At 68.1% G+C, this 21,817-nt stretch carries 16 protein-coding genes; 8 read left to right on the top strand and 8 right to left on the bottom strand.

Translation table 11 applies throughout. The features are described 5' to 3' along the window. Positions 1 to 34: 34 nt before the first annotated feature. Entirely contained in the window at positions 35 to 2,068 is a 2,034-nt protein-coding gene (locus tag ACQPYH_RS25635) for a phosphocholine-specific phospholipase C (protein WP_432876163.1), read from the bottom strand. Between the two features lie 174 nt (positions 2,069 to 2,242). Between ACQPYH_RS25635 and ACQPYH_RS25630 the strand changes: the two genes are divergently transcribed. Both ACQPYH_RS25630 and ACQPYH_RS25625 read left to right on the top strand, forming a co-directional pair. Continuing rightward, entirely contained in the window at positions 2,243 to 3,820 is a 1,578-nt protein-coding gene (locus tag ACQPYH_RS25630) for a peptide ligase PGM1-related protein (RefSeq protein ID WP_432876161.1), read from the top strand. A 9-nt stretch (positions 3,821 to 3,829) separates the two neighbouring features. Further along, positions 3,830 to 4,468: a histone deacetylase gene (locus tag ACQPYH_RS25625; RefSeq protein ID WP_432876159.1), complete on the top strand. Its 639-nt coding sequence runs from the start codon at positions 3,830 to 3,832 to the stop codon at positions 4,466 to 4,468. Here ACQPYH_RS25625 and ACQPYH_RS25620 read toward each other — a convergent pair. Further along, positions 4,436 to 6,523, bottom strand: a complete 2,088-nt coding sequence (locus ACQPYH_RS25620) for a M6 family metalloprotease domain-containing protein (RefSeq protein ID WP_432876157.1) — start codon at positions 6,521 to 6,523, stop codon at positions 4,436 to 4,438. The genes ACQPYH_RS25625 and ACQPYH_RS25620 overlap by 33 nt on opposite strands. 143 nt (positions 6,524 to 6,666) lie before the next feature. Between ACQPYH_RS25620 and ACQPYH_RS25615 the strand changes: the two genes are divergently transcribed. The 3 genes from ACQPYH_RS25615 (at position 6,667) to ACQPYH_RS25605 (ending at position 10,477) form a co-directional block, all read left to right on the top strand. Then, positions 6,667 to 8,025: an NAD-dependent succinate-semialdehyde dehydrogenase gene (locus ACQPYH_RS25615; RefSeq protein WP_432876155.1), complete on the top strand. Its 1,359-nt coding sequence runs from the start codon at positions 6,667 to 6,669 to the stop codon at positions 8,023 to 8,025. Positions 8,026 to 8,109: 84 nt separating this feature from the next. Next, positions 8,110 to 9,561, top strand: a complete 1,452-nt coding sequence (locus ACQPYH_RS25610) for a hypothetical protein (protein ID WP_432876153.1) — start codon at positions 8,110 to 8,112, stop codon at positions 9,559 to 9,561. A gap of 37 nt (positions 9,562 to 9,598) precedes the next feature. Continuing rightward, positions 9,599 to 10,477, top strand: a complete 879-nt coding sequence (locus ACQPYH_RS25605; protein WP_432876151.1) for a hypothetical protein — start codon at positions 9,599 to 9,601, stop codon at positions 10,475 to 10,477. Here the strand turns inward: ACQPYH_RS25605 and ACQPYH_RS25600 are convergent. Next, positions 10,435 to 11,088, bottom strand: coding sequence for an excalibur calcium-binding domain-containing protein (locus ACQPYH_RS25600; RefSeq protein ID WP_432876149.1), 654 nt, complete (start codon positions 11,086 to 11,088; stop codon positions 10,435 to 10,437). The two genes, ACQPYH_RS25605 and ACQPYH_RS25600, sit on opposite strands and share 43 nt — an antisense overlap. A gap of 157 nt (positions 11,089 to 11,245) precedes the next feature. Here ACQPYH_RS25600 and ACQPYH_RS25595 point away from each other — a divergent pair, with 157 nt between their 5' ends. After that, positions 11,246 to 11,758 (top strand): PaaI family thioesterase, encoded by a 513-nt coding sequence (locus ACQPYH_RS25595; RefSeq protein ID WP_432876147.1) that lies wholly within the window; start codon positions 11,246 to 11,248, stop codon positions 11,756 to 11,758. On the opposite strand, the gene ACQPYH_RS25590 is transcribed toward ACQPYH_RS25595, so the two are convergent. From ACQPYH_RS25590 to ACQPYH_RS25575, 4 genes are all read right to left on the bottom strand, one after another. Next, positions 11,749 to 13,011, bottom strand: coding sequence for an aminotransferase class I/II-fold pyridoxal phosphate-dependent enzyme (locus ACQPYH_RS25590; RefSeq protein ID WP_432876145.1), 1,263 nt, complete (start codon positions 13,009 to 13,011; stop codon positions 11,749 to 11,751). The two genes, ACQPYH_RS25595 and ACQPYH_RS25590, sit on opposite strands and share 10 nt — an antisense overlap. A 61-nt stretch (positions 13,012 to 13,072) precedes the next feature. Next, on the bottom strand, positions 13,073 to 15,466 hold the full coding sequence (locus tag ACQPYH_RS25585; protein WP_432876143.1) for a hypothetical protein: 2,394 nt from the start codon (positions 15,464 to 15,466) through the stop codon (positions 13,073 to 13,075). A 67-nt stretch (positions 15,467 to 15,533) separates the two neighbouring features. Beyond that, a complete protein-coding gene (locus ACQPYH_RS25580; RefSeq protein WP_432876141.1) occupies positions 15,534 to 17,942 on the bottom strand; it encodes a transglycosylase domain-containing protein in 2,409 nt (802 codons plus the stop codon). Positions 17,943 to 18,039: 97 nt separating this feature from the next. Beyond that, positions 18,040 to 18,645: a TetR/AcrR family transcriptional regulator C-terminal domain-containing protein gene (locus ACQPYH_RS25575; RefSeq protein ID WP_432876139.1), complete on the bottom strand. Its 606-nt coding sequence runs from the start codon at positions 18,643 to 18,645 to the stop codon at positions 18,040 to 18,042. Positions 18,646 to 18,703: 58 nt separating this feature from the next. On the opposite strand from ACQPYH_RS25575, the gene ACQPYH_RS25570 reads away from it, so the two are divergent. After that, the gene (locus ACQPYH_RS25570; protein ID WP_432876137.1) at positions 18,704 to 19,648 is read left to right on the top strand and encodes a quinone oxidoreductase family protein; all 945 of its coding nucleotides are present in this window, start codon (positions 18,704 to 18,706) and stop codon (positions 19,646 to 19,648) included. A gap of 160 nt (positions 19,649 to 19,808) precedes the next feature. Here ACQPYH_RS25570 and ACQPYH_RS25565 read toward each other — a convergent pair whose 3' ends face one another. Beyond that, positions 19,809 to 20,846, bottom strand: a complete 1,038-nt coding sequence (locus tag ACQPYH_RS25565; RefSeq protein WP_432876135.1) for a zinc-binding dehydrogenase — start codon at positions 20,844 to 20,846, stop codon at positions 19,809 to 19,811. A gap of 101 nt (positions 20,847 to 20,947) precedes the next feature. Between ACQPYH_RS25565 and ACQPYH_RS25560 the strand changes: the two genes are divergently transcribed. Further along, positions 20,948 to 21,814, top strand: coding sequence for a helix-turn-helix transcriptional regulator (locus ACQPYH_RS25560; RefSeq protein WP_432876133.1), 867 nt, complete (start codon positions 20,948 to 20,950; stop codon positions 21,812 to 21,814). The last annotated feature ends 3 nt before the right edge of the window (positions 21,815 to 21,817 follow it).

The following is a 21,817-nucleotide window of genomic DNA, read 5'->3' as shown; positions in this document are numbered from 1 at the left end:
CCGATCCTCTGGATCGGGGCCCTCGGCCGTGCTGTCAGGCGGTCTTGATGGCGGGGTCGCTCTGGCCGGGGGCGCCGGTTTCGACGTGGCCGGCGTAGCGGCGGAGGTAGGTCGTGTCGGCGTCGGTGGTGACCGAGACGTCGTACCAGTGGCTCGTGGTGGTGACCGTGTAGGTGGTCTTGCCCTTGCGGACGCTGAGCGTCTTCTTCCTGCCGTCGTACGCGTTGGCGATCGTGATGTTCCGGGCGGCGTCGGAGGTGATGGTGAGGTCGACGTTGCCGGTGCCGGCGTTCTCGCGGGCGGTGATCTCCAGGCCGGTCGCGGGCTTGCCCTTGAAGGCGCGGAGGAAGCCGTTCGGGCCGTGCACGGTGAGGTCGGTGACGCCGCCGGAGTAGACCGGGTTCCAGCTGTCGGCCACGGTCTTACCGGCCTCGGCGGTGTACGTCCACGGGCCGTCGGTGCGGTTCGCGGACGTGATCAGGAACTGCGCGCCGGCGTGCGGCCCGGAGCTGAAGGTCAGCTTGTACTTGCTGTCGGCAACCGCTCCGTCGACGACCGGTGCGTAGGGCAACGGCCGGGTACGGCGGCAGCCGCGCTCCTGCACCGGAACCTTGCCGACCGCGGGCGGCGTCGGCACATAGTCCGGGTGCCGCTTGTTGTCCGGCGGCTGGTACGCGGTCGTGTCGGGAAGCTTGGCCGGCTGCGTGGCCGTCGTACCGAAGTCGAACGCGGACGTCAGGTCACCGCAGACCGCGCGGCGCCACGGCGAGATGTTCGGCTCGTGGACGCCGAACCGCGACTCCATGAACCGGATGATCGACGTGTGGTCGAGCGTCTGCGAGCAGATGTACCCGCCGGTGCTCCACGGCGAGACGACGAGCATCGGCACCCGCTGGCCCAGACCGTACGCTCCGTGCGCGACCTTCGTGCCGGTGTACAGGTCCGGCCCGGGGTCCACCGTGGACAGACCCTGGTTCGCGTCGAGCGGCGGGAACGGCGGTACGACGTGGTCGAAGAAGCCGTCGTTCTCGTCGTAGGTGATAAACAGCGCGGTCTTGCTCCACACCTCGGGGTTCGCGGTGAGCGCGTCGAGGACCTGCGAGATGTACCAGGCGCCGTAGTTGGCGGGCCAGTTCGGGTGTTCGGTGAACGCCTCCGGTGCCGCGATCCAGGAGATCTTCGGCAGCTGGTTGTTCTTTACGTCGGCGGCGAGCCGCGCGAACAGGCTCTCGCCGGCCTTCGCGTTCGTGCCGGTGCGAGCCTTGTCGTACAAGGGGTTGCCGGCCGAGGCGTTGCGGTAGTTGTCGAAGTACAGCAACGAGTTGTCGCCGTAGTTCCCGCGGTACGCGTCGTCGATCCACCCCCAGCCGCCGGCCGCGTCGAGGCCGTCGCCGATGTCCTGGTAGATCTTCCACGAGACACCGGCCTGCTCGAGCCGCTCGGGGTACGTCGTCCAGCCGTAGCCGGCCTCGTCGTTGCCGAGGACGGGGCCGCCGCCGGTGCCGTCGTTCCCGGTGTAGCCGGTCCACATGTAGTACCGGTTCGGGTCGGTGGAGCCCATGAACGAGCAGTGGTACGCGTCGCAGAGCGTGAACTTGTCGGCGAGCGCGTAGTGGAACGGGATGTCCTCGCGGGTCAGGTACGCCATCGTGGTCGACGTCTTCGCCGGGATCCACTGGTCGTACTTGCCGCCGTTCACGGCCTGGTGGGCGTCGCCCCAGCTGTGGGCGAGGTCCTGGATGAACTGCAGGCCCAGGTCGTCGGCGTCCGGGTGGAACGGCAGGATCTCCTTGCCGAGGGCATTCTTCTGGTGCCACACCGGCTGACCGCTCGGCAGCGTCACCGGTCGCGGGTCACCGAACCCGCGGACACCGTTGAGCGTGCCGAAGTAGTGGTCGAACGACCGGTTCTCCTGCATGAGTACGACGATGTGCTCGACGTCCTGGATGGTGCCGAACCGGCGATGCGCCGGGATGGCGGCCGCCTGCTCGATACTGTTCGCCATCGCGGCGAACGCGGCCGAAGCTCCGGCCAGTTGGAGGAACCTCCGGCGATTGATGTCTGGCATGCAAGTCTCCTGACAGGCGGTGGGGCGGATGGAGTCTGAAACACCAGCACTGCGACGGAGGCACCCTAATCTGAACGTTTAAACGATGGAAGATGAACTCTGCCCCGATTGCTCCGCCCGGCGATCGGCGTGAGACTGGACCAACGCGGCCTGGGGGATTTGGGGGAGGCTGCGATGAGTGGGGGAAGATCCGCGGACGGCGTTGTGCTGTCGGCGCTCACCGAGAGTGAGAGGTACGACCGGTTCGACCTGCTGCAACAGCGGATGGCGGGCGCGTGGGACGCGATCGGCCGCAACTACGCCGACGAGTCGGTGATCGTCGTACCGTCGCTGACCGTCGACGCGACCGAGGCCGAGTCCGGCACGCTGATGCAGGCGTACGAGGAGCGGTTTTTGTTCCTGTTGATTTTGTTGCGGGAGCCGCGGTTGCGGATGGTGTATGTGACCTCGATGCCGATCGCGCCGGAGATCATCGAGTACTACCTGTCGTTGCTGCCCGGGGTGATTCCGAGTCATGCGCGGGCGCGGCTATCGCTGGTTTCGGTTGATGATGCGTCGCCGGTGTCGCTCAGCGAGAAGTTGCTGGCTCGGCCGCGGCTACTGCAACGGATCGCCGACCTGATCCCGAACCGGATGCGGTCGCATCTGATCCCTTACAACACGACCGAGCTCGAGCGGGACGTCGCGATCAGTCTCGGCATCCCGATGTACGCCGCCGATCCGCGGCTCGCGCCGTTGGGGTCGAAGTCCGGGTGCCGGCGGATGTTCGCGGAGGTCGGCGTACCGCATCCGCTGGGCAAGGAGGACCTGCGGAGTATGGACGAGCTCGCCGACGCACTGCTGACGATGCGAGCCGAACGGCCTGCGATGGACAGCGTGATCGTGAAGCTCAACGAAGGCGTGTCCGGTGAGGGCAATGCGGTGGTTCGGCTGAAGGGGCTGCCGACGCCCGGCTCGCCGGGGGAGCGGGACGAGGTGCTGCAGCGCCTCCGCGAGATGGAGCTGGAGTCCGTGACGACGCCGTTCGACGTGTACGTCGCGAAGTTCGCGGAGAACGGCGGAATCGTCGAGGAGCGGATCGTCGGCGACGAGTTGCGGAGTCCGAGTGTCCAGCTGCGGGTCGTGCCCGGTGGCAAGGTCGAGTTGCTGTCGACCCACGATCAGCTGCTCGGTGGCGCGAGTGGGCAGAGCTATCTGGGCTGCGTGTTCCCGGCGGCCCCGGAGTACGCGCGGATGATCACCGAGCATGCGGCGACGATCGGGCAGCGGCTGGCGGACGAGGGTGCGCTCGGGCGGTTCGCGGTCGACTTCGTCGTGGTGCGTGGGACGGACGGCGGCTGGACGGCGTACGCGATCGAACTCAACTTGCGCAAGGGCGGTACGACGCATCCGTTCCTCACGCTGCAGTTCCTGACCGACGGGCGGTACGACCCGCGGACGGCGATGTTCCTGACGCCAGGAGGCCATGAGAAGCACCTGGTCGCGACGGATCACCTCGAGTCGGAGCTGCTGACCGGGCTCGGGCCGGCCGACCTGTTCGACGTCGTCGCGCGCAACGGGCTGCACTTCGACCAGTCGCGGCAGGTCGGGATCGTCTTCCACATGATCAGTTGCCTGACCGAGTGCGGCCGGCTCGGACTGACCGCGGTGGGGGACAGCCCGGCGGAAGCGGACCGCCGGTACCGTGATGCTTCCCGCATCGTGCTCGCCGAGGCCGAGAAGGCTTTCGCCGAACGCCCGCTCCCGCTCTGAAGGGCTTACATGCAGCGAGTTTGGTACGTCGCCTACGGATCCAACCTCGCCCTCGCCCGATTCCGCTGCTACCTCTCCGGCGGCCGCCCCGAAGGCGGAGCACGGGTGTATCCGGGCTGCCGAGACCACAGCGAACCGGAGGAGATCGCCGGCGTCGAGGTCCCCGGCGGCCTCGTCTTCTCCGGTACGTCGAAGGTGTGGGGCGGGGGCTCCGCCTTCTACGACGCGAGCGCTGACGGGATCGTCGCCGGCCGCGCCTACCTCCTGACGCCCGACCAGCTCGGCGACGTCGCCGCCCAGGAGATGCGCCGCGAGCCGGGCGGCGAGTTCGCCGTAGACCTCGCCGGTCTGCTGCCCGTCGTCGACTCACTGCACACGATGGGCCCAGGCCGCTACGAAACAGTGGCCCGGCTGGGCGAGCGGGACGGCGTACCGATGTTCACCGTCACACACGGAACCGTCACCGACCTCGAGCCATCCGCGCCGACTGCGGCGTACCTGCACTGGATAGCCACCGGCCTGGTCGAGGCGCACGGCTGGGGGATCGATCGCGTGGTCGAGTACCTGCATGCGGCGCCGGGCGTTCAGTTGGGGTGGACGCCCGGCGCGTTGCGGTCAGTGCTTGATGGCGATGCAGGTCGCGGTTGAGGTTTTGGTGGGGTCGCTTTCGGAGGTGGCGGTGAGGGTGATCTTGCCGATCGGGCCGGTGCCGGGCTTGGTGTAGACGGGGACGGTGACCTGCTGGCCGGCGTTGGCGGTTGCGAGGGCGTTGGGCAGGGCGATCGACCAGCCGTTGGCCTTGGCGGACAGGCGGTAGACGTCGCCCTTCAGGTACTGCGTGATGTCCTCCGGCCCGGACGTCGTACCGGCCTTGCCGGTGTTCGTCAGGCTGAAGTTGCAGGTCTGTACGCCGCTGCGGTCCGGCTTCGCGACCGTGGGCAGGACGCGTACGCCGCGCCTCTGCGCGCCCGAGCCGTCGAGCGAGCGGATCGCGACCGTGTACGACAGCACGCCCTTGCCATCGCGGTGGATGTTGGTGATGTAGAAGTGCAGGCGGTTCGCGGTGTCGGTGTACTCGTACTCGCTGCCGGAGTTCGTGCCCGCGTGGAAGAGCGCGTCCGACAGTTGGCGGTAGTCGCCGATCGTGATCGGGACCTTGGTGCCGTCGGGCAGGACGTAGTCGGTCAGGTTGATGTCCTGCGGGTTCGCGTCGACGACCCACTCGAACGGCGCCCGGTCCTGGTTCTTCGTCTTCGCCAGCAGTACGCCGGAATCGGGCGTGAACGAGTCTGTGCCCATCCGATCGACGACCTCGACCGTGTAGTTCTGGTACCCGCGACCGTCGCACAACGGATCCGTCGCAGCGTCGCACGGTGCGTCGAGATCACCGGCGCCGCCGAGCTCGATGTTGATCCCGGACAGGTCCTTCGCGCCCGGGTTCACGCTGCGCGCGGTGACGTTCGCGATCACGAGCCCTGAGGACGCGAGGGCTTCGCGGGAGAGCCTGAGCACGTTCTGCTCGTCGACCATCTGCAGCTTGATCTTGTTGCGGAGCATGTGTTGCGCGCCCATCGAGGCGCCGCCGGTCGCGGGGATCATCCACCGGCTGTGTGGACCGCCCGGGCCGTTGAAGCTGCCCCGGGACAGCATCTCCCAGATCCCCGTGTACGAGCGTCTCGGCGGTACGCCGTACGGGTTGTTGTAGTTGTCGCCGATCCCGAGGATATGGCTGAACTCGTGCGCGAACACCCCCATGCCCGAGCTCTCGGCCTGCGTCGACGAGCCGCCGCCGGCATTCGGCCAGATCGACGAGCCGGCGGCCCACGACGTCCAGTCGACGTACCGGGTGTCGGACCAGTTCGGCAGCGCCGGGTCCGGCGGGCCGAAGTCGTCGGTGACGTCCTCCTTGGTCGGGAACTTCATCATCCCGAACTCCTGCCAGGTGGACGATTCGTCCTGCCCGGCGCTGAGGAAGAACACGAAGTCATAGCCGGCCGGTACTTCGGGACCTTGGTCGGCGACCCACGCGGCCTTGCCGTCGGTCCGGATGTCGCGGTCGCAGTTGTCGCCGGCCGGGCATTCCGCGGGGCTCTGGAACTCCATGCCGTACTCGTGCGACTTACCCGGCATCCGGTACGGGCCGAACGCGGTGAGGTCGACGCCGTACCGGCCGCCGGAGTCCTCCATCCAGTACTCGTGCAGCGTGTGCCCGTGGTTCAGCGGCTCGGGCTTGTTCAGGAAGTCGTGGTAGAACGACGCGACCTGATCCCGCGGTACGCCGTTCGCCGCGGCACTGGGATTGCCGAAGACGGTCGAGCCCTTGGGCTTAGTAATGACGAAGTCCTGGTTCGGGTAGTCGAGCAGCACGAGCGCACCCTTGAAGGTCCGCTGGGATCCCTTCACCGCGGGGTCGGCCCAGTTCGTCCCCGGCGGTTTGGTGTAGTCGTCCCACGTCATGTGGTCCGGGTTCTCCCAGTTCTGCGGGTCGATCGGACCCGGCAGACCCTTGGACACGGTCTTCGCGACGCGCTGGTCCTGCCCCGACTCCTGCCACGGCTGCTTCTGCGGCCAGTGCGGGTACTGCCAGGCGTTCACGGGGTCAGGGGGAGGGCTCGGTGCGGCGAGCGCCATCGAAGGCACCGAGACAGCGGCAAGCACTGCGACCAGCCGCAGGACACGACGAACTTTCCGTTGCTCAGACACGGGCGGGCATCCGATCGACGAAGGGCGGGACATCGAACAAGTCATGAGCATGCCTGGCGAGACGCCTGACCACAACAGCTCGGATGACTGTATACAGTATGGTGGCGATGGTGAGCGGTGTCCCGGCTTTGGATGGAGGAGCGATGTACTCAGTCACCGACCCGGCAAGTGGGCAGCTGGTGGAGGAAGTGGCCAACTCGACCGAGGAGGAGGTGCGGGTCGCGATCGGGCGGGTGTACGACGCGTACCCCGACTGGCGACGTCGATCCGTACCGGAGCGGGCCGCGATCGTGGCGCGGGCGGCCGACCTCTTCGAGGAGCGGGCGGACGAGCTCGCGCAGATCATGACGCTGGAGATGGGGAAGCGGATCAACGAGGGCCGGGGCGAGGTCGGCATCGTCGTCGATATCTTCCGGTACTACGCGGAGCACGGCCCGGCCTTGCTCGCGGACGAGCCGATCGAGATCAAAGGCGGGAACGCCGTCATCACCAAAGGCCCGATCGGCGCGCTGCTCGGGATCATGCCGTGGAACTTCCCGTGCTACCAGGTGGCCCGCTTCGTCGCGCCGAACCTCGTGCTCGGTAACACGATCCTGCTCAAGCACGCCTCGATCTGCCCGCGGTCGGCGCGCGCGATCGAGGAGATCCTGCACGCGGCCGGCGTGCCGGAAGACGTCTACGTGAACACGTTCGCGTCGAGCCGGCAGATCCCCGGGATCCTCGCCGACGCGCGGATCGCGGGCGTCTCGCTGACCGGTAGCGAGCAGGCCGGCATTTCGGTCGCGGCCGAGGCCGGCAAGAACCTCAAGAAGACCGTGCTCGAGCTCGGCGGCTCCGACCCGCTCGTCATCCTCGACACCGACGACATGGACGAGACCGTGAACGCCACGGCGACCGCGCGGATGCGGAACTGCGGCCAGTCGTGCAACGCGCCGAAGCGGATGATCGTCCTCGCCGACATCTACGACGAGTACGTCGACCGCCTGACCAAACGCGTCGCGGAGTACTACGTTCCGGGCGACCCGTCCAATCCGTCGACCAAGCTCCCGCCGCTCGCCTCGACTGCGGCCGCCGACGAGGTTGCCGGGCAGGTTTCTAAGGCAATCGAGCAAGGCGCGACTCTCCGCGCCGGCGGTCGCCGCATCACACCGGGCGCGTACCTCGAAGCAACCGTCCTCACCGACGTCACCCCGGAGATGGACGCGTACTACGAAGAGATCTTCGGCCCGGTCGTGATCGTCTTCAGGGCCTCCGATGAGGACGACGCGGTCCGGCTGGCCAACGACACGCCGTTCGGTCTCGGCGCCTCGGTCTGGGGCACCGACGCCGACCGCAATCGCCGTGTGGCAAACCAGATCGACGCCGGCATGGTCTACCTCAATCGTGCGGGCGGCTCCCAGGCCGACCTCCCGTTCGGCGGCATCAAACGCTCCGGCCTCGGCCGCGAACTCGGCCCGGCCGGCATCGAGGAATTCATGAACAAGAAGTCGATCCGGCTCTGATGTCAGGAACCGGTCATCGAGGTGCGGTGACCCCGCGGGCCCGGTCACACTTGGGCTGACGCCCCGTGACCGAGAGCGATGCATATGAGCTACCAGCAGTTTCCGCCCCCGCAAGGTACGCCGTACCCGGGACCGCCGCCGAAGCAGCTCGGACCGCACGATCCGCTAGCCGTTGCCCTAGGCAACGCTTCGTTCCTCGGCCTCGGCTACTTCCTGATCCGCCGCCGGCTGTTCGGCGTTCTCGGTCTCGTCGGTACGGCGATCCTCGTCGTCCTGCTGTGCACTCAACGGAAGACCGGCTACGAGTTCGCCCTGCTCGGGTGGGGCGTGCTCCAGATCGTGCACGGCTGGTTCCTGGCCCGTAGCCAGCGCCTGCAGGCGGCCAGTCTCACCAAGCGGCTGGTCGCCCTCGGCGTCACCCTTGTGGTCCTCGGCGGCATCGCCTTCGGACGGTACGACGCGCAGCGGATCGACAAGCAGGCCGTCGCGGCGCGCGCGGCCGGCGACTGCGGCGGCGTACGGGCGGCACAGGCGAAATACAACCTCGGGCATCGGATCGGCGACGCGCCGCGGACCGTCCGCGTCGAGGGCGATGTCGCGGCGTGCGATCGGATCGACGCCGCCGCGGACGGGCTGCAGAGCGCCACGACGCTGATCGACGTACCCAGGATGAAGGCGGGCTTCGACCAGCTGTCGGCCGTCGCCGCGGACCCGAACCAGCAGCAGACCGTTGGCAGGGCCGTCGACCAATTCGTGGCCAGGTTTCCGCTGAAGGATTCCTGCGCGAGTCTCGAGGTGACCGACTGGTTGCGGACCCGGAAGCCGGTCGGCAACGTCCTCGACCGGCCGAAAGCGCTCGTCCCGAAGATCGAGCCGAACGCGCTGCTCGGCTGCGCCGACGCTCAGGCGGCCAAGGCTGAGTGGGCCGGCGCGCGGAGCACGTACCAGTTGCTGGTGACCCGCTACCCGCAGGCCAAGCAGGCGGTCCGGGCTCGCGCCGGCGTACAGAACGCGAACTACCAGATCCTGCAGGCGAAGATCCGGGCGGAGTTGGCGCGGGTGCGCGGCCTGGTGTCGTCCGGCGGTTACTGCTCGACGCCCGCGAAGTACAGCCCCGCGCCGCGGCTTCGCGGCGGCGTCAACCGGGCGGTGTTCTCCGGAGCAAGCGACTACACGAGCAAGCTGCCGTCGCAGTGGAAGGGGACCACGGCCGACAACGCTGCCCTGGTTGTCTGCGCCGGGGAGGAGACGCAAGGGTCGGCCGTGCGCACCTGCCGGTACACGCCCTTCATCGGCTCCAGTGGAACCGACACCTGGGTGACGTTCTACAAGATCCAGGTTCCGGTCCGCGTGTACGAACTGCGCACCGGCCGACTGATCCGGACCGGCAACGTGCAGATCAGCGGGTCGGTCTGTCCCGCGACGATCTCGTACACGACGTACAACGGCGTGGGTTTCCCCGACACGGCGCAGGACGTGAAGCCGACCGCCGCCACGATCCGGTCCGCGTTCCAACCTCTCGTCGTGAGGCCGTGAACCGCGCATACTGCGAGTGAGCGAGGGGGGACCGCTGATGACAGTGCCTGGTGAATACTCCATCAAGACCTACCGCTACCTGCGGATGGCGATGGTGGCGATGATCGTCCTGCTCGGCGCCGCGGTGGTGATCGAGTGGGCCAAGACCGATCCGAGCTGCCTGCAGACGTCGATCAGCGCCTACTACTACACGCCGGTGCGGGCGATCTTCGTCGGCGCGCTGATCACGATCGGCGTCTGCATGGTGGTGCTGAAGGGCAACTCCGAGCCGGAGGACATCCTGCTCAACGTGGCCGGCATTCTCGCGCCCGCGGTCGCGCTGGTGCCGACGCCTGGGCAGGGTACGTGCCACTCGGTGCCGGTGGCGCTCGGTGACGCAGCCGCGAACGTCGCGAACAACATGCTCGCGTTGTTCGTCGTCGGCGTACCGTGCCTGATCCTGACCGCGGTCTTCATCGTCCGGGACCGGATCGAGAACCCGGGTCGCTGGACTCCGATGTACCTGCTCGGCCTGGGCGTCGCGGTGCTGATCTTCGGCGGCGGGCTGGTCTGGTTCTTCGCCGACCGGTCCGGGTTCATCGGGCACGCGCACTACGCGGCGGCGATCGTGATGTTCGTCTGCATCGTCGCGGTGGTCTTGCTGAACGCGGAGCAGTTCCGGCGCAAGCAACGCAAGCACGCCGTACCGCATTCACCGGCCAACAGGTACTCCGTGATCGCGATCGCGATGGTGCTCGTGCCGCTCCTGATGTTCGTGTGGAAGAAGGCCTTCGGTTGGGACCACGCGGTGCTGTGGATCGAGGGCACGCTGATCGTGTTGTTCGCGGCCTTCTGGATCAGCCAGACGCAGGAGCTGTGGAACGACGGGATCCGTCAGGAGTTGCCGCGCTCGCAGGCCACGCCGTCGCCATTGTGATCGAGCGCGGGCGAGTAGCCCGGATCGCCGCGGTGCAGCGGCGCCTTGCCGGCGGCGCGGGCCTCGGCGCAGTCCTGGAACGCCACGGTCGTGGACGACGCCGTTGGTACTGCGCTGGGCGTCGGGAGCGTCGGGAGCGTCGGAGCCGTCGTAGCCGGAGCGGGCGTGGTCACCGGGGCTTCGGTTCCCGGCGTTGATCGTGGCGTTGCCTCTGTCGTCGTCTGTGTCGACGGCCGGGTGCTGACCGGCGCGATCGTCGGCGTCCGTTCCGCTCGGGCCGGCTTCTCGCTGCGCTCCGCCTGGGCCGTCGACGCAGGCACAGTCGGCAGGAGAACCGGCGTGGTACTCGTGGATTCGCTGCTGCTGAACGGGTTCAGTAGCACGAGCACCATCAGCGCGGTAGGCACCGCTACGATCGCCAAGGTCGTCAGCCGGCGCGGTCCGCCGTACCTCCCGATCGGTCCGCGGACCGCTCGGCCGTGCTCGTCGACCCAGAACACCCAGCGGTCCGGCGCCTTCGGCCAGGACTTGGGCGGCTGCCACCGCCTCGGTGGTCGCCAACCAGGCGTAGGTGGATCAGGCCACTCAGGTGGTGTATTGAACTGCCGCACTTTCCGTCCTCCCCGGATGGCAGCCTAACCGCCACGTCGCGACACGAAACACCCGGTCCACCGAAAACCCTTTGTCTTATACGTTTGCCCGCTGTCGCCCCCGGATGGGAGCTAGGTCTCGTTGACAGACTCAGGTGGGGGGTGTGAGGCTCGATCCATGACGGAGACTCAGGCGGCGCGGAGCCGGACCTTCACGTGGACGGATCCGGCTGAGACGGCCGCGCGGGTCGGCGGCTCGTCCGGGCTGGAGATGCTCCAGGCGATGCGCGACGGGCTGATCCCGGCGCCGCCGATCCTGCAGCTGGTCGGGGCCACCGGGTTCGAGCCCGAGGAGGGCAAGGTCACCGTGTACATGCCGGCGGCCGAGTTCCACTACAACCCGCTCGGCTCGGTGCACGGCGGCGTCATCGCAACCCTGCTCGACACCGCCGCCGGCTGCACCGTCCATTCGACCCTGCCGGCCGGCGTCGGCTACACCTCGCTCGACCTGATGACCCGCTTCATCAAGCCCGTCACGGTCGACTCCGGCGTCCTCCGCTGCGAGGGCGCGATCATCAGCCGCGGTCGTCGTACGGCGGTCGCCGAGTCCCACCTGTACGACGAACGCGGCAAACTCCTCGCCCACGCAACGTCGACCTGCTTGATCTTCGAGCTACCGCCTCAGGCCTGATCGGCCAGGAGCTTCTCGCCGGCGACCAGGCGGACGCAGGTGGCGAGGCCGGTGATGGCCGCCTCGACCTCGGGGAGCTCGGGGTACGTCGGGGCGATGCGGATGATCTGGTCCGTCGGGTCGTCGCCGTACGGGTGGGTGGCGCCGGCCGGGGTGATGGCGATACCGGCGGCCTTCGCCTTCGCGACGACCTCCTTGGCACAGCCCTCCGGGACCTCCAGGCTGATGAAGTAGCCGCCGGCCGGAGCGTTCCACGACGCGAGTCCGGTGCCGCCGAGCTCGGCGGTGAGGATCTTGTCGACAGCGTCGAACTTCGGCCGGATCAGCTCGGCCAGCGTCCGCATGTGCTCGCGCAGTCCGTCGGCGTCGCGCAGGAACTGCACGTGCCGGAGCTGGTTGATCTTGTCCGGCCCGATGCTCCGCTTGATCGTGTGGCTCAGCCACCACTCGATATTCGCCGGCGACGACCCGAAGAACGCGACACCGGCACCCGCGAACGTGATCTTCGAGCTCGACCCGAACACGAACGCCCGGTCCGGGTGGCCGTTCTCCGCGCACAGTGCGAGCACGTCGGCGAGCTTGGCGGGGGAGTCGGTCAGGTGATGTACGGCGTACGCGTTGTCCCAGAAGATGCGGAAGTCCGGCGCAGCGGTCTCCATCGCGGCGAGTCGTCGTACCGTCTCGTCGGAGTACACGGTGCCGTCCGGGTTGCTGTACTTCGGCACGCACCAGATGCCCTTGATCGCGGCATCCTCCGCGACCAGCCGCTCGACGACATCCATGTCCGGACCCTCGGGCGTCATCGGCACCGGGATCATCTTGATCCCGTACCGGTCACAGATCCCGAAATGCCGGTCGTACCCCGGCACCGGGCACAAGAACGCGAGCCCCTCGACATCCGCCCAGCGCTGCTCGGCGCCCGGCACCTTCCCGAGCAGAGCGAACACGACCGCGTCATGCATCAGCTCGAGGCTCGAGTTCCCCGCGGCCATGAGCTGACCGACCGGCACCTGCAGATCCTCGGCAAAGATCGCCCGCACCTCCGGCAGCCCGTGCAGGCCGCCGTAGTTCCGCAGGTCGGTCCCGTCCGCGGCCACCGGCTCACCACTCAGCCCCAACACGCCATTAGCCGCATCCAGCTGCTTCGGCGAAGGCTTCCCCCGCGTCAAATCAAGCTTGAGCCCCTTGGCCACCAGCGCCTCATAATCCTGCCGCGCCCGCTCAACCTGACCAACCAACTCATCCACACTCACGGGGGAGTCCTTTCACATGCACTGGGTGTTGCCCCCAGCCTAATGATCCCCACCGCGGTCCTTACTTCGGGATGTCCATCTCGAGCGCGTAGTACCCACCCCCGGCCGGCGGAATGTCGAACCCGACCGCCAACACCTTGCTCCCGTCGACGACCCCGGACACCAATCCCTGTCGCCCGCGCCCCTTCGCCCGATCACCCGGCACCGGCACTGCCTTCCACGTCCTACCGTCCCGGCTGAACCAGGCTGCCGCATCGGTATCGTCGTCGGTGCCCGTGTTACCGAGCGCGACCAGCCCATCGGGAACCGGCACGAGCTCCGCGGCGAATGCCTTGGCCGGCGCGGCGATCTGGTTGGTCCAGCTCAGGCCGCCGTCCTTCGACGTCCAGGTGACCCAGCCTCCGTCGCTGTCGTCCTCGTTGCGGTCGTAGTCGCCGAAGGCGACCAGGGTGTTCCCGAGCCGCACCAGGCCGAAGACGTTCGCCGAGTGCACGCCTTTCGCCAGCGGCAGGTTCACCACGGTCTTCCAGTCACTGCCGTCCGGCGACAACCAGACCGCCGGGGTCCCGTCGCCACGATCGCCACCGGCCACGAATCGCGAGCCGACCGCGAGCACTGTCGTCATCCCAGCCTCACCGGTGCCGATGGTCCGCAGGTTCTGCCCGACCGTACGGCGGATCCGGTCGTCCGCATCGGCCTTCGACGGCAGCGCCTTGCCACCCACACCCTCGACCCACGCCCTGCCGTCCTTCGAGTACGCCGACCACGCGTCGGTGTGCCCGTCGCCATCCTCGCGCTGCCCGACTATCACCCATCCCGACGCACCGACGGCGATCGCACTGGCACTCGGTCCGCCGTACGGCGATCGTGCCCCGACGCCGAGGACGGGTGAATCGGCCTCGGTCCACTGTCCGTTCGTCCCTCGGATCCACACCGCCGCCCGGCGGCCGATCGGCAGAGTCTTCTGACCGACCACGACCAGTCGCCCGTCGGCGCTCGTGGCGGCGTTCTGCACGGTGGGAGTCACGCCGTTCTTCCGCCCGGGCAAGGTGGTCGCCTGCCAGGTCGAGCCTGAGTGGGTCCATCCGGTCGGAGCGTTCGAGACATCGCCGACGGCGACGAGCTCCTTACCGGCGCGGATCAAGAGGTTCACATGTGAGGAGGGCCGGCCGCCGGACAGCTCGGCCGGCAGCGCGACTGGCGACACCCGCGACTCGGCGTACCGCCAGATCGCCGGCTCCGTCGATCCGGTGCGGTCGTTCGAACCGACCATGACGACGTCATTGCCGACAGCAACCGAATCGGTGACCAGTTGGGTGCCCCGGGCGCGTTGGCTGTTCGCGTCCGTGCCGTCCGCGAACTGGGCCCAGGTCGGCCCCACCGCCACGGTCGTGTCGATCGTGGGGGAGCTGACCTGGGTGGTCGCGACCCAGTCCGTCCCCGCCTTGACCAGGGTGCCGGGGATGTCGTCGAACGCCGTGCCGAGCATCCACGGTTTGGCCGCGACCTGCCAGGAGGCTCCGGTGGCGCCGCCTTCGACGACGACCGAGTCCCACGAGTTGTTCTCCTCGTCGAATCCGCTGCCCTGGACCAGCGCCACGAACTTCCCGTCGCCGACGGCGAGCGCGTTGTTGTAGACCCTGTAATCGGTCGCAATGTCGCCGCGGACAACCGCGGTCCGGAAGTGCCGACCGTCGTCGGTGGAGTACCAATACTGCAGGCGGTCCGTCTGCTTGCTCTCGGGCGTGGACAGATTGCCCGCGATCACCACTGTCTTGCCGGAGGCAACGATCTGGTCCCCGGCGACCTCGCCCGGAACGGTCTGCTTGAGACCGATCGAGGGGCCTTCGGTCCGGCGCCAGGCGACGCCGTCGGCGGATTGCCAGTAGACGAGGTGGTTGCCGCCGACAGTGCTGCCACCGACGATCGCGAAGCCCGACCCGGTGGCCGTGATCGCCCGCAGGTAGTCGGTCTTCCGGATCACCTTGGGATCCTCCGGCAGCCGTCGCCACGTCGTCCCGTCAGGACTGTGCCACAGCACGGTGCTGGGTCCGTCGCCGATGGCAACGAATCCGGCCGGGCCGCCCGCGATGTCCGTCGCGCCCTCGAAGGTCTGCGACCGCTCGAGCGAATCCTTGTCGAGTTGGCGGCGGGTCCAGGTCTTGCCGGCGTCGTCGCTGCTGAGGAACAAGGCCCGGCTGACGTTGGCCGACTCGTCGAACCCGACGGCGACGACTCGCTGGCCGCGGGCCGCGACAGCCTGCAAGGCCTGCTCGGTCCGGTCGCCGACCGGATACGCCTTCTCAGCCGCCTGCGGTGTTGCCGGCTGGTTGAAGTCGATCGGCTTGGCGACCGGGCGGTCGGCAACGAGTTGGCCAGAGCCGGATGACGACGTACAGCCGGCCAGGCCGATCAGTAGACAGGTGGTGATGACGCGGAGCCCCAGGCGCTTCATGGCCAGGAGTTTACGGAGAGTCAGAACCGCCGTGGGGCGTCGAGATCAAACCTGTGGATAACTGTGGTCAGCCGCCGCGGCGGGGGTGGCATTTGGGGTCCCAGGGCATGCAGGTGGGGATGTTGGGTGGGGGCTTGATTGTGGGCGGGATGACCGGTGGGATCACGGGTGGTGTGACCGGCGGCTGGGCCTTGCTGCCGTTGGAGATGATCAGGGTGACGATGGAGCCGGCTGGTGCGCCGTCCTCCTGGCGGGGGGTGGTCCAGGCGACGGTGCCGGCGGGGGCGTCGGAGTCGACGCGGTCGCCGTGGGACATCACGACCTTGAAGCCCATCGACAGGAGCTTGGCGCCGGCCTCGGCGGGCGTCATGCCCTTCAGGTACGGCAGGTCCTTCACGTTGCCGCGGATGATGAGGTCGCTCGGCTTGGTGAACTTGGTGGTCGGGAGGCCCTGCAGGGCACCCTGCATCGCGGTCTCCCAGACCGGCCCGGCGGTCCCCGAACCGGACGCGTCCCCGATCTTCTTGCCGTTCAGCGTCAGCCTGGCCAGGTCTTCGTACTTCGGATCCGCGTCGGCGACGACCGCCGCGGAGGCGAGCTGGGAGGAATAGCCCGCGAACCAGACGGCGAAGTTGTTCTGGATCGTACCGGTCTTACCGGCCAGGTCGTTCTTGCCGAAGTTCAGCTTCGCGCCGGTTCCGCCGCTCAGCATCACCTGGTGCAGCACGTAGCTGACGCCGTCCGCTACCCCCGGCGAGAGCACCCGGTGGCAGTTCGGGCCGGGCGTCGGGAGCGCCTTCTTGGTCTTGATGATGGTGATCGAGGTGACGATCTGCGGATTGCAGTACATCCCACGGGCCGCGAAGGTCGCGTAGGCGTTCGACAGCATCAGCGGCGTGATGCTACCGACCGAACCGAGGGTGAACGACGGCACCTGGACGAGCGGCTTCATCGTCTGCGCGTCGTACATCCCGAGCTTGCTGGCGATCGTGGCGATCGGGCAGAGACCGATCTGCTGCGACAGTTGCAGGAAGTAGGTGTTGGTGGAGGCGCGGGCCGCGTCGACCATCGACGGGTCGGCGATGGTCTTCGTCGAGTTCTTCGGGTTGTACGAATCGACGGAGATCGGGCCGCTACAGGTGCTGAACTCCTTGCCGCCCAGGCTGATCGTCTGCGGTGAGTTGATCCGGTACGTCGTCGGCACGCCCTTGCCGATCGCCGCGGCGATCGTGAAGGCCTTCATCGTCGACCCGTTCTGGAACCCGCCGAAGCCGCCGGCGTAGGACTTCTCGACGTTGTAGTTGTACGCCGTCTGCCCCTTCTTGCTGCCGTACTGACGGCTCTGCGCCATCGCCTTCACCAGGCCCGTGCCGGGCTCGACCATCGTGATCGCGGCAACGGCCTGGTCGCCGGCCTTCGAGTGCGCGTTGATCGAGGTCTGCGCGGCCGCCTGGATCCGCTGGTCGAGCGAGGTCTTGATCACCAGGCCGGCGGTCTCGATGTAGTTCTCCGCCTCCTCGGGCGTCTTGCCGAACGCCGTGTTCTCCTTGAGCTTCGACACCACGTACTCACAGAAGAAGGGGTACTTCGAGTTCGCGCACCCGCTCGGCGCGACCCGGACCTTCGCAGGGTCGATCACCGGCGTCTTGATCGCGGCGGCCGACTCCTTGGCGGTGATGATGTTCAGCTCCTGCATCCGGCGCAGGACGACGTCGCGGCGCGCCTTGGCCCGGGCCGGCTGGTCGATCGGGTCGTACCCGGTCGGGTTCTTCACCAGGCCGGCCAGCATCGCGGCCTGCGGCAGGTTGAGCTTGGCGGCGTGGACGCCGAAGTAGTGCATGGACGCTGCCTCGACGCCGTACGAGCGGTCGCCGAAGAAGGCCAGGTTCAGGTAGCCGTTGAGGATCTGGCTCTTGCTCAGTTCCTTCTCGACGGCGATGGCGTAGCGCAGTTCGGCGATCTTGCGCTCGTACGTCTCGGCGGTGGCCTCCTTGACCTCCTCCGGCGTCCGGGCCTTGTTGATCAGATTCAGCTTCACGTACTGCTGGGTGATGCTAGAACCACCCTGCTGGACCCCGCCCGACGACTGGTTGCGCAGCATGGCGCGCAGTGTGCCCTTGGCGTCGATCGCGCCGTGCTCGTAGAACCGGTCGTCCTCGATCGCGACGATCGCCTTGAGCATGACCGGGCTGATCTGCTTCAGCGTCACCGGCGTGCGGTTCTGCTGGTACAGCGTCGCGATCGTCTTGCCGTCCGCGTCCTGGATGATCGTCTTCTCGGCCAGCGGAGCGGTCTTCAGGTCCTGGGGCAGGTACTGCACGGTGTCGTGGGCGGTGGCCGTCGTCACGCCGACCAGACCGGCGAAGGGGAGGGCCAGTCCGGCGAACAGTGCCCCGGCGAGAACACTGACCAGCAGGAACACGAACACCGACATCACGACGTTGGGCCGCTTGGCCCGCCGTTCGCCTCTGTGCATGGTTGGGCAGATTACGTCAGGTGGAGGACCTCCGGCACACTTCCCGTTACGGAATTTACACATTTGCCCAGCGATCTCACCAACAGTGACTGTGCCATCACTGCCGGGCGATCACCGCGGCCCCTTCGACGACCACTTCGAGGCAGTCGCGGAACAGGTCGTCGACGTTCCGGCCGGGCGTGAAGTACTCCGTGATCGCGCGCATCGAGACCGGGTACGCCGCGGAGTACTGCTCGAGGTCGAAATCGGCCGTGTCCGGCGGGGGTGACTGCTCCTCAAGTGCGTGACCGACCGTGAAGCGCTCGACGGTCAGCACGATGATGCGGGCGTCGCGGAGGGGGATGCCGCGGTCGGCCAGCGTGCTGATCGCGAGCTCGGACCAGGCCGCCGTCTGGCGGGAGAGCTGCGCCATCGAGACGACGCGGGCGCCGTCGGGGTGGGCGAGCAGGGCGGCCCGCAGCTGGAGGGCGAAGTCGGTCAGCCACTCCTGCCACGGCTGGTCCGGAGCGGGCGGCTGGGGGTCCGGGACGATCGCCTCGGCGATCGCGGTCACCAGGGCGGCCTTGTTGGGCAGGTGCCAGTACAGCGTCGGCGCCTGCACGCCCAGGCGGGCGGCCAGCTTCCGCAGGGTGACCCCGTCGAGTCCTTCGGCGTCGAGCAGCGCAACCGCCTCGTCGACGATCTTGGTCCGGTCGAGGCTCACGCGATCGATTCTAACAGTGTTAGAGTGGCTCTAACGGTGTTAGGGAGAGGGGTGTGTCATGAAGGCTGCTGTGCTGCACGAGGTGGGCGGCGTCCCGCGGTTCGAAGAGTTCCCGGACCCGGTGCCGGCCGAGGGCGAGGTGGTGATCGAGGTGCTCGCGGCCGCGGTCGAGAACGTCGACAAGGCGATTGCCGCCGGCAAGCATTATGCGAGCGGGAAGTACCTGTCCACGATGCCGATGATCCCGGTCTTCGACGGGATCGGGCGACTGCCGGACGGGACGGTGGTCGGCTTCGGCAACGTGCGTTCGCCGTACGGCGCGCTCGCGGAGAAGACCGTCGTACCGGAGGGGGCGTATGCGCCGATCCCCGACGGGATCGATCCGGCCGTCGCGACCGTGATGGCGTCGGCGATCACCGCCCTGACGATGAAGACCGCGGCCGGTCTGCAGCCGGGGGAGACGGTCCTGGTGCAGGGCGCGACGGGTGTCGCCGGGCGGTTGGCGATCCAGGTCGCCCGTCTGCTCGGCGCCGGCCGGATCGTCGCAACCGGCCGCGACGACACCCAACTCGCCGAACTGCAGGCCGATGCGACGATCAACACAGCGGTCTCCGATGAGGCGTTGCAGAAGGCGTATGACGGGGCCGGCGCGTACGACGTCGTCCTCGACTTCCTGTGGGGTCGCCCGACCGAGATCCTGCTGCGTGCGCTCACACCCGACACGTTCGCGTTCGGTACGCCGACCCGCATCGTCCAGGTCGGCGAGGTCGCCGGCCCCGACCTCGTCGTACCTGCTGATGCGCTGCGGACGTCCGGTGTGGAGCTCTACGGCGCCGGGCGCAACCTGAGCCCGGAGTCGATGGGCGAGGCGTATCAGCAGGTCGTCGACTGGACCCGCGCCGGCGAGCTCACCTTCGCGATCGATCGCGTGCCGCTGAGCGAGATCGAGTCCGCGTGGCAGCGTGGCAGCTCGCGCGGCCGCCGGCTCGTCGTACAGCCTTAGTGTCCTGAGTCGGAGATGCGACGGCGCTTTCGGCGCCCAGGCACGCACCTCGCGGCACTTGCCCAGCGCCCACGATGCTCCGCATCGAGGCCACTGAGCAAGCACCACGATGCACGCACCTGAACACCGAAATCGCTCGTCGCATCTCCGACTCAGGACACTAGGGCTCGATCAGGACCTTGAGGGCCTCGCGGTCGTCCATCGCGCGGTAGCCGTCCGCGACACCGTCGAAGTCGACGGTCCGGTCGAATACCTTGCCAGGGGCAACGGTTCCGTCGAGGACGCCCGGCAGCAGCCGCTCGATGTACGCGCGGGCCGGAGCGGGACCGCCGGTCAGGGTGATGTTCGGCAGGAAGAGCGTGCCGAATCCGATCGGCGCCTCGTCGTACTGCGGGACGCCGACGCGACTGATCACACCGCCGGCGCGGACCACGCCGAGCGCCTGCTCGTACGCCGGGAAGTGGCCGACCGCCTCGAGCACCACGTGGGTGCCGTCACCGCCGGTGAGCTCACGGACCGTCGCGATGCCTTCGTCACCGCGCTCGGCCACCACGTCGGTCGCGCCGAACTCGACACCGAGGTCGGTGCGGTCCTTGTGCCGGCCCATCAGGACGATCCGCTCTGCGCCGAACTGCCGCGCCGCGAGGACCGCCAGCAGCCCGACCGCACCGTCGCCGATCACGGTGACGGTGGTCTTCGACGAGACGCCGCCCTTGAGCGCGGCGTGGTATCCGGTCCCGTAGACGTCGGACAGCGTCAGCAAGGAGGGAAGCAAGGCAGGGTCCTCGCCGCCGGGCACCTTGACCAGTGTCCCGTCGGCCAAGGGCACGCGGACGGCCTCGGCCTGACCGCCGGCGACACCGTTCGCGTTCCAGAAACCGCCGTGGCGGCAGGACGTCTGCAGGTCCTCGCGACAGAAGTCGCAGGTCCCGTCGGACCACGCGAACGGCGCGATGACGAAGTCGCCCTTCCGCAGCGTGGTGACGTCCTGGCCGAGGTCCTCGACGACGCCCACGAACTCGTGGCCCATGGTCTTGCCGCTGGGGGTGACGGGCAGGTTGTGATACGGGTGTAGGTCGCTGCCGCAGATGCAGGACCCGACCACCCGCACGATCGCATCTGTTGGTTGCTCGATCACCGGATCCGGTACGTCGATCACGCGGACGTCGCCGGCGCCGTACAGGTAAGTCGCTCTCATGGCTCCAGTGAAGGCGGCGACGCGCGCCCGTGGCAGTGCCTGTCGTTCCAGGTAATACCAGTGCCTCCCTGGGCGCGGCGGCGGTCCGTACTGTTGACGGCATGGACCACCGAGCCGAGATCAAGGAGTTCCTCAGCTCCCGGCGCGCCCGCCTGACACCGGAGCAGGCCGGCTTGCCGGTGTACGGCGGGAACCGTCGCGTGAAGGGCCTGCGTCGCGAAGAGGTCGCGCTGCTGGCCGGTGTCTCGGTGGACTACTACGTGCGGATCGAGCGCGGGAATCTGGCCGGCGCGTCCGAGAGTGTTCTCGAGGCGCTCAGCCGGGCGTTGCAGCTGGACGACGCCGAGCGGGACCACCTGTACGCACTCGCCCGCGAGTCCGACGCCGCTCCGGTACGTCGACGTACGCCCGTGAAGGCTCTTCGGCCGGCGCTCCAGCAGATCCTGGACTCGATCACCGACGTACCGGCGTGGATCCGCAACGCCAACTTCGACATCGTCGCTGCGAACGGGCTGTCCCACGCTCTCTACGCGGCGATGTTCGCCGACCCGCACCGGCCGGCGAACACGGCCCGCTTCACGTTTCTCGACCCGGCCGCGCGGGAGTTCTTCGTGGACTGGGAGCGCGCGGCCGACGACATCGCGGCGTCCTTGCGCCTGCAGGCAGGTAAGAACCCGCACGACAAGGCCCTGACCCAGCTCATCGGCGAGCTCTCCACCCGCAGCGAGACGTTCCGGACCCGGTGGGCGGCCCACAACGTCCGCTTCCACCGGTCCGGCCGGAAGAAGCTGCACCACCCGGTCGTCGGCGACCTCGAGATCGACTTCGAGGCGATGGAGTTCCCGTCCGACCCCGGACTGACCATGGTCGTCTACACCGCCCCGGCCGGCTCGCCCACCGGCGACGCCTTCAAACTCCTCGCCAGCTGGGCCGCCACCCAGGAAACAGTTGCTCAAGACAAGGAATAGTCC

It is taken from the genome of Kribbella sp. CA-245084 (assembly GCF_050942355.1).
GTDB lineage: Bacteria > Actinomycetota > Actinomycetes > Propionibacteriales > Kribbellaceae > Kribbella.
This window is presented reverse-complemented; position numbering and strand designations above follow the sequence as displayed.

Excerpts from the sequence above, each read along its gene's own strand:
- ACQPYH_RS25585 (WP_432876143.1), bottom strand. The coding sequence starts at position 15,466 with ATGAAGCGCCTGGGGCTCCGCGTCATCACCACCTGTCTACTGATCGGC.
- ACQPYH_RS25610 (WP_432876153.1), top strand. The coding sequence starts at position 8,110 with ATGAGCTACCAGCAGTTTCCGCCCCCGCAAGGTACGCCGTACCCGGGA.
- ACQPYH_RS25625 (WP_432876159.1), top strand. The coding sequence starts at position 3,830 with ATGCAGCGAGTTTGGTACGTCGCCTACGGATCCAACCTCGCCCTCGCC.
- ACQPYH_RS25605 (WP_432876151.1), top strand. The coding sequence starts at position 9,599 with ATGACAGTGCCTGGTGAATACTCCATCAAGACCTACCGCTACCTGCGG.
- ACQPYH_RS25560 (WP_432876133.1), top strand. The coding sequence starts at position 20,948 with ATGGACCACCGAGCCGAGATCAAGGAGTTCCTCAGCTCCCGGCGCGCC.
- ACQPYH_RS25635 (WP_432876163.1), bottom strand. The coding sequence starts at position 2,068 with ATGCCAGACATCAATCGCCGGAGGTTCCTCCAACTGGCCGGAGCTTCG.
- ACQPYH_RS25595 (WP_432876147.1), top strand. The coding sequence starts at position 11,246 with ATGACGGAGACTCAGGCGGCGCGGAGCCGGACCTTCACGTGGACGGAT.
- ACQPYH_RS25565 (WP_432876135.1), bottom strand. The coding sequence starts at position 20,846 with ATGAGAGCGACTTACCTGTACGGCGCCGGCGACGTCCGCGTGATCGAC.
- ACQPYH_RS25580 (WP_432876141.1), bottom strand. The coding sequence starts at position 17,942 with ATGCACAGAGGCGAACGGCGGGCCAAGCGGCCCAACGTCGTGATGTCG.
- ACQPYH_RS25570 (WP_432876137.1), top strand. The coding sequence starts at position 18,704 with ATGAAGGCTGCTGTGCTGCACGAGGTGGGCGGCGTCCCGCGGTTCGAA.
- ACQPYH_RS25630 (WP_432876161.1), top strand. The coding sequence starts at position 2,243 with ATGAGTGGGGGAAGATCCGCGGACGGCGTTGTGCTGTCGGCGCTCACC.
- ACQPYH_RS25615 (WP_432876155.1), top strand. The coding sequence starts at position 6,667 with ATGTACTCAGTCACCGACCCGGCAAGTGGGCAGCTGGTGGAGGAAGTG.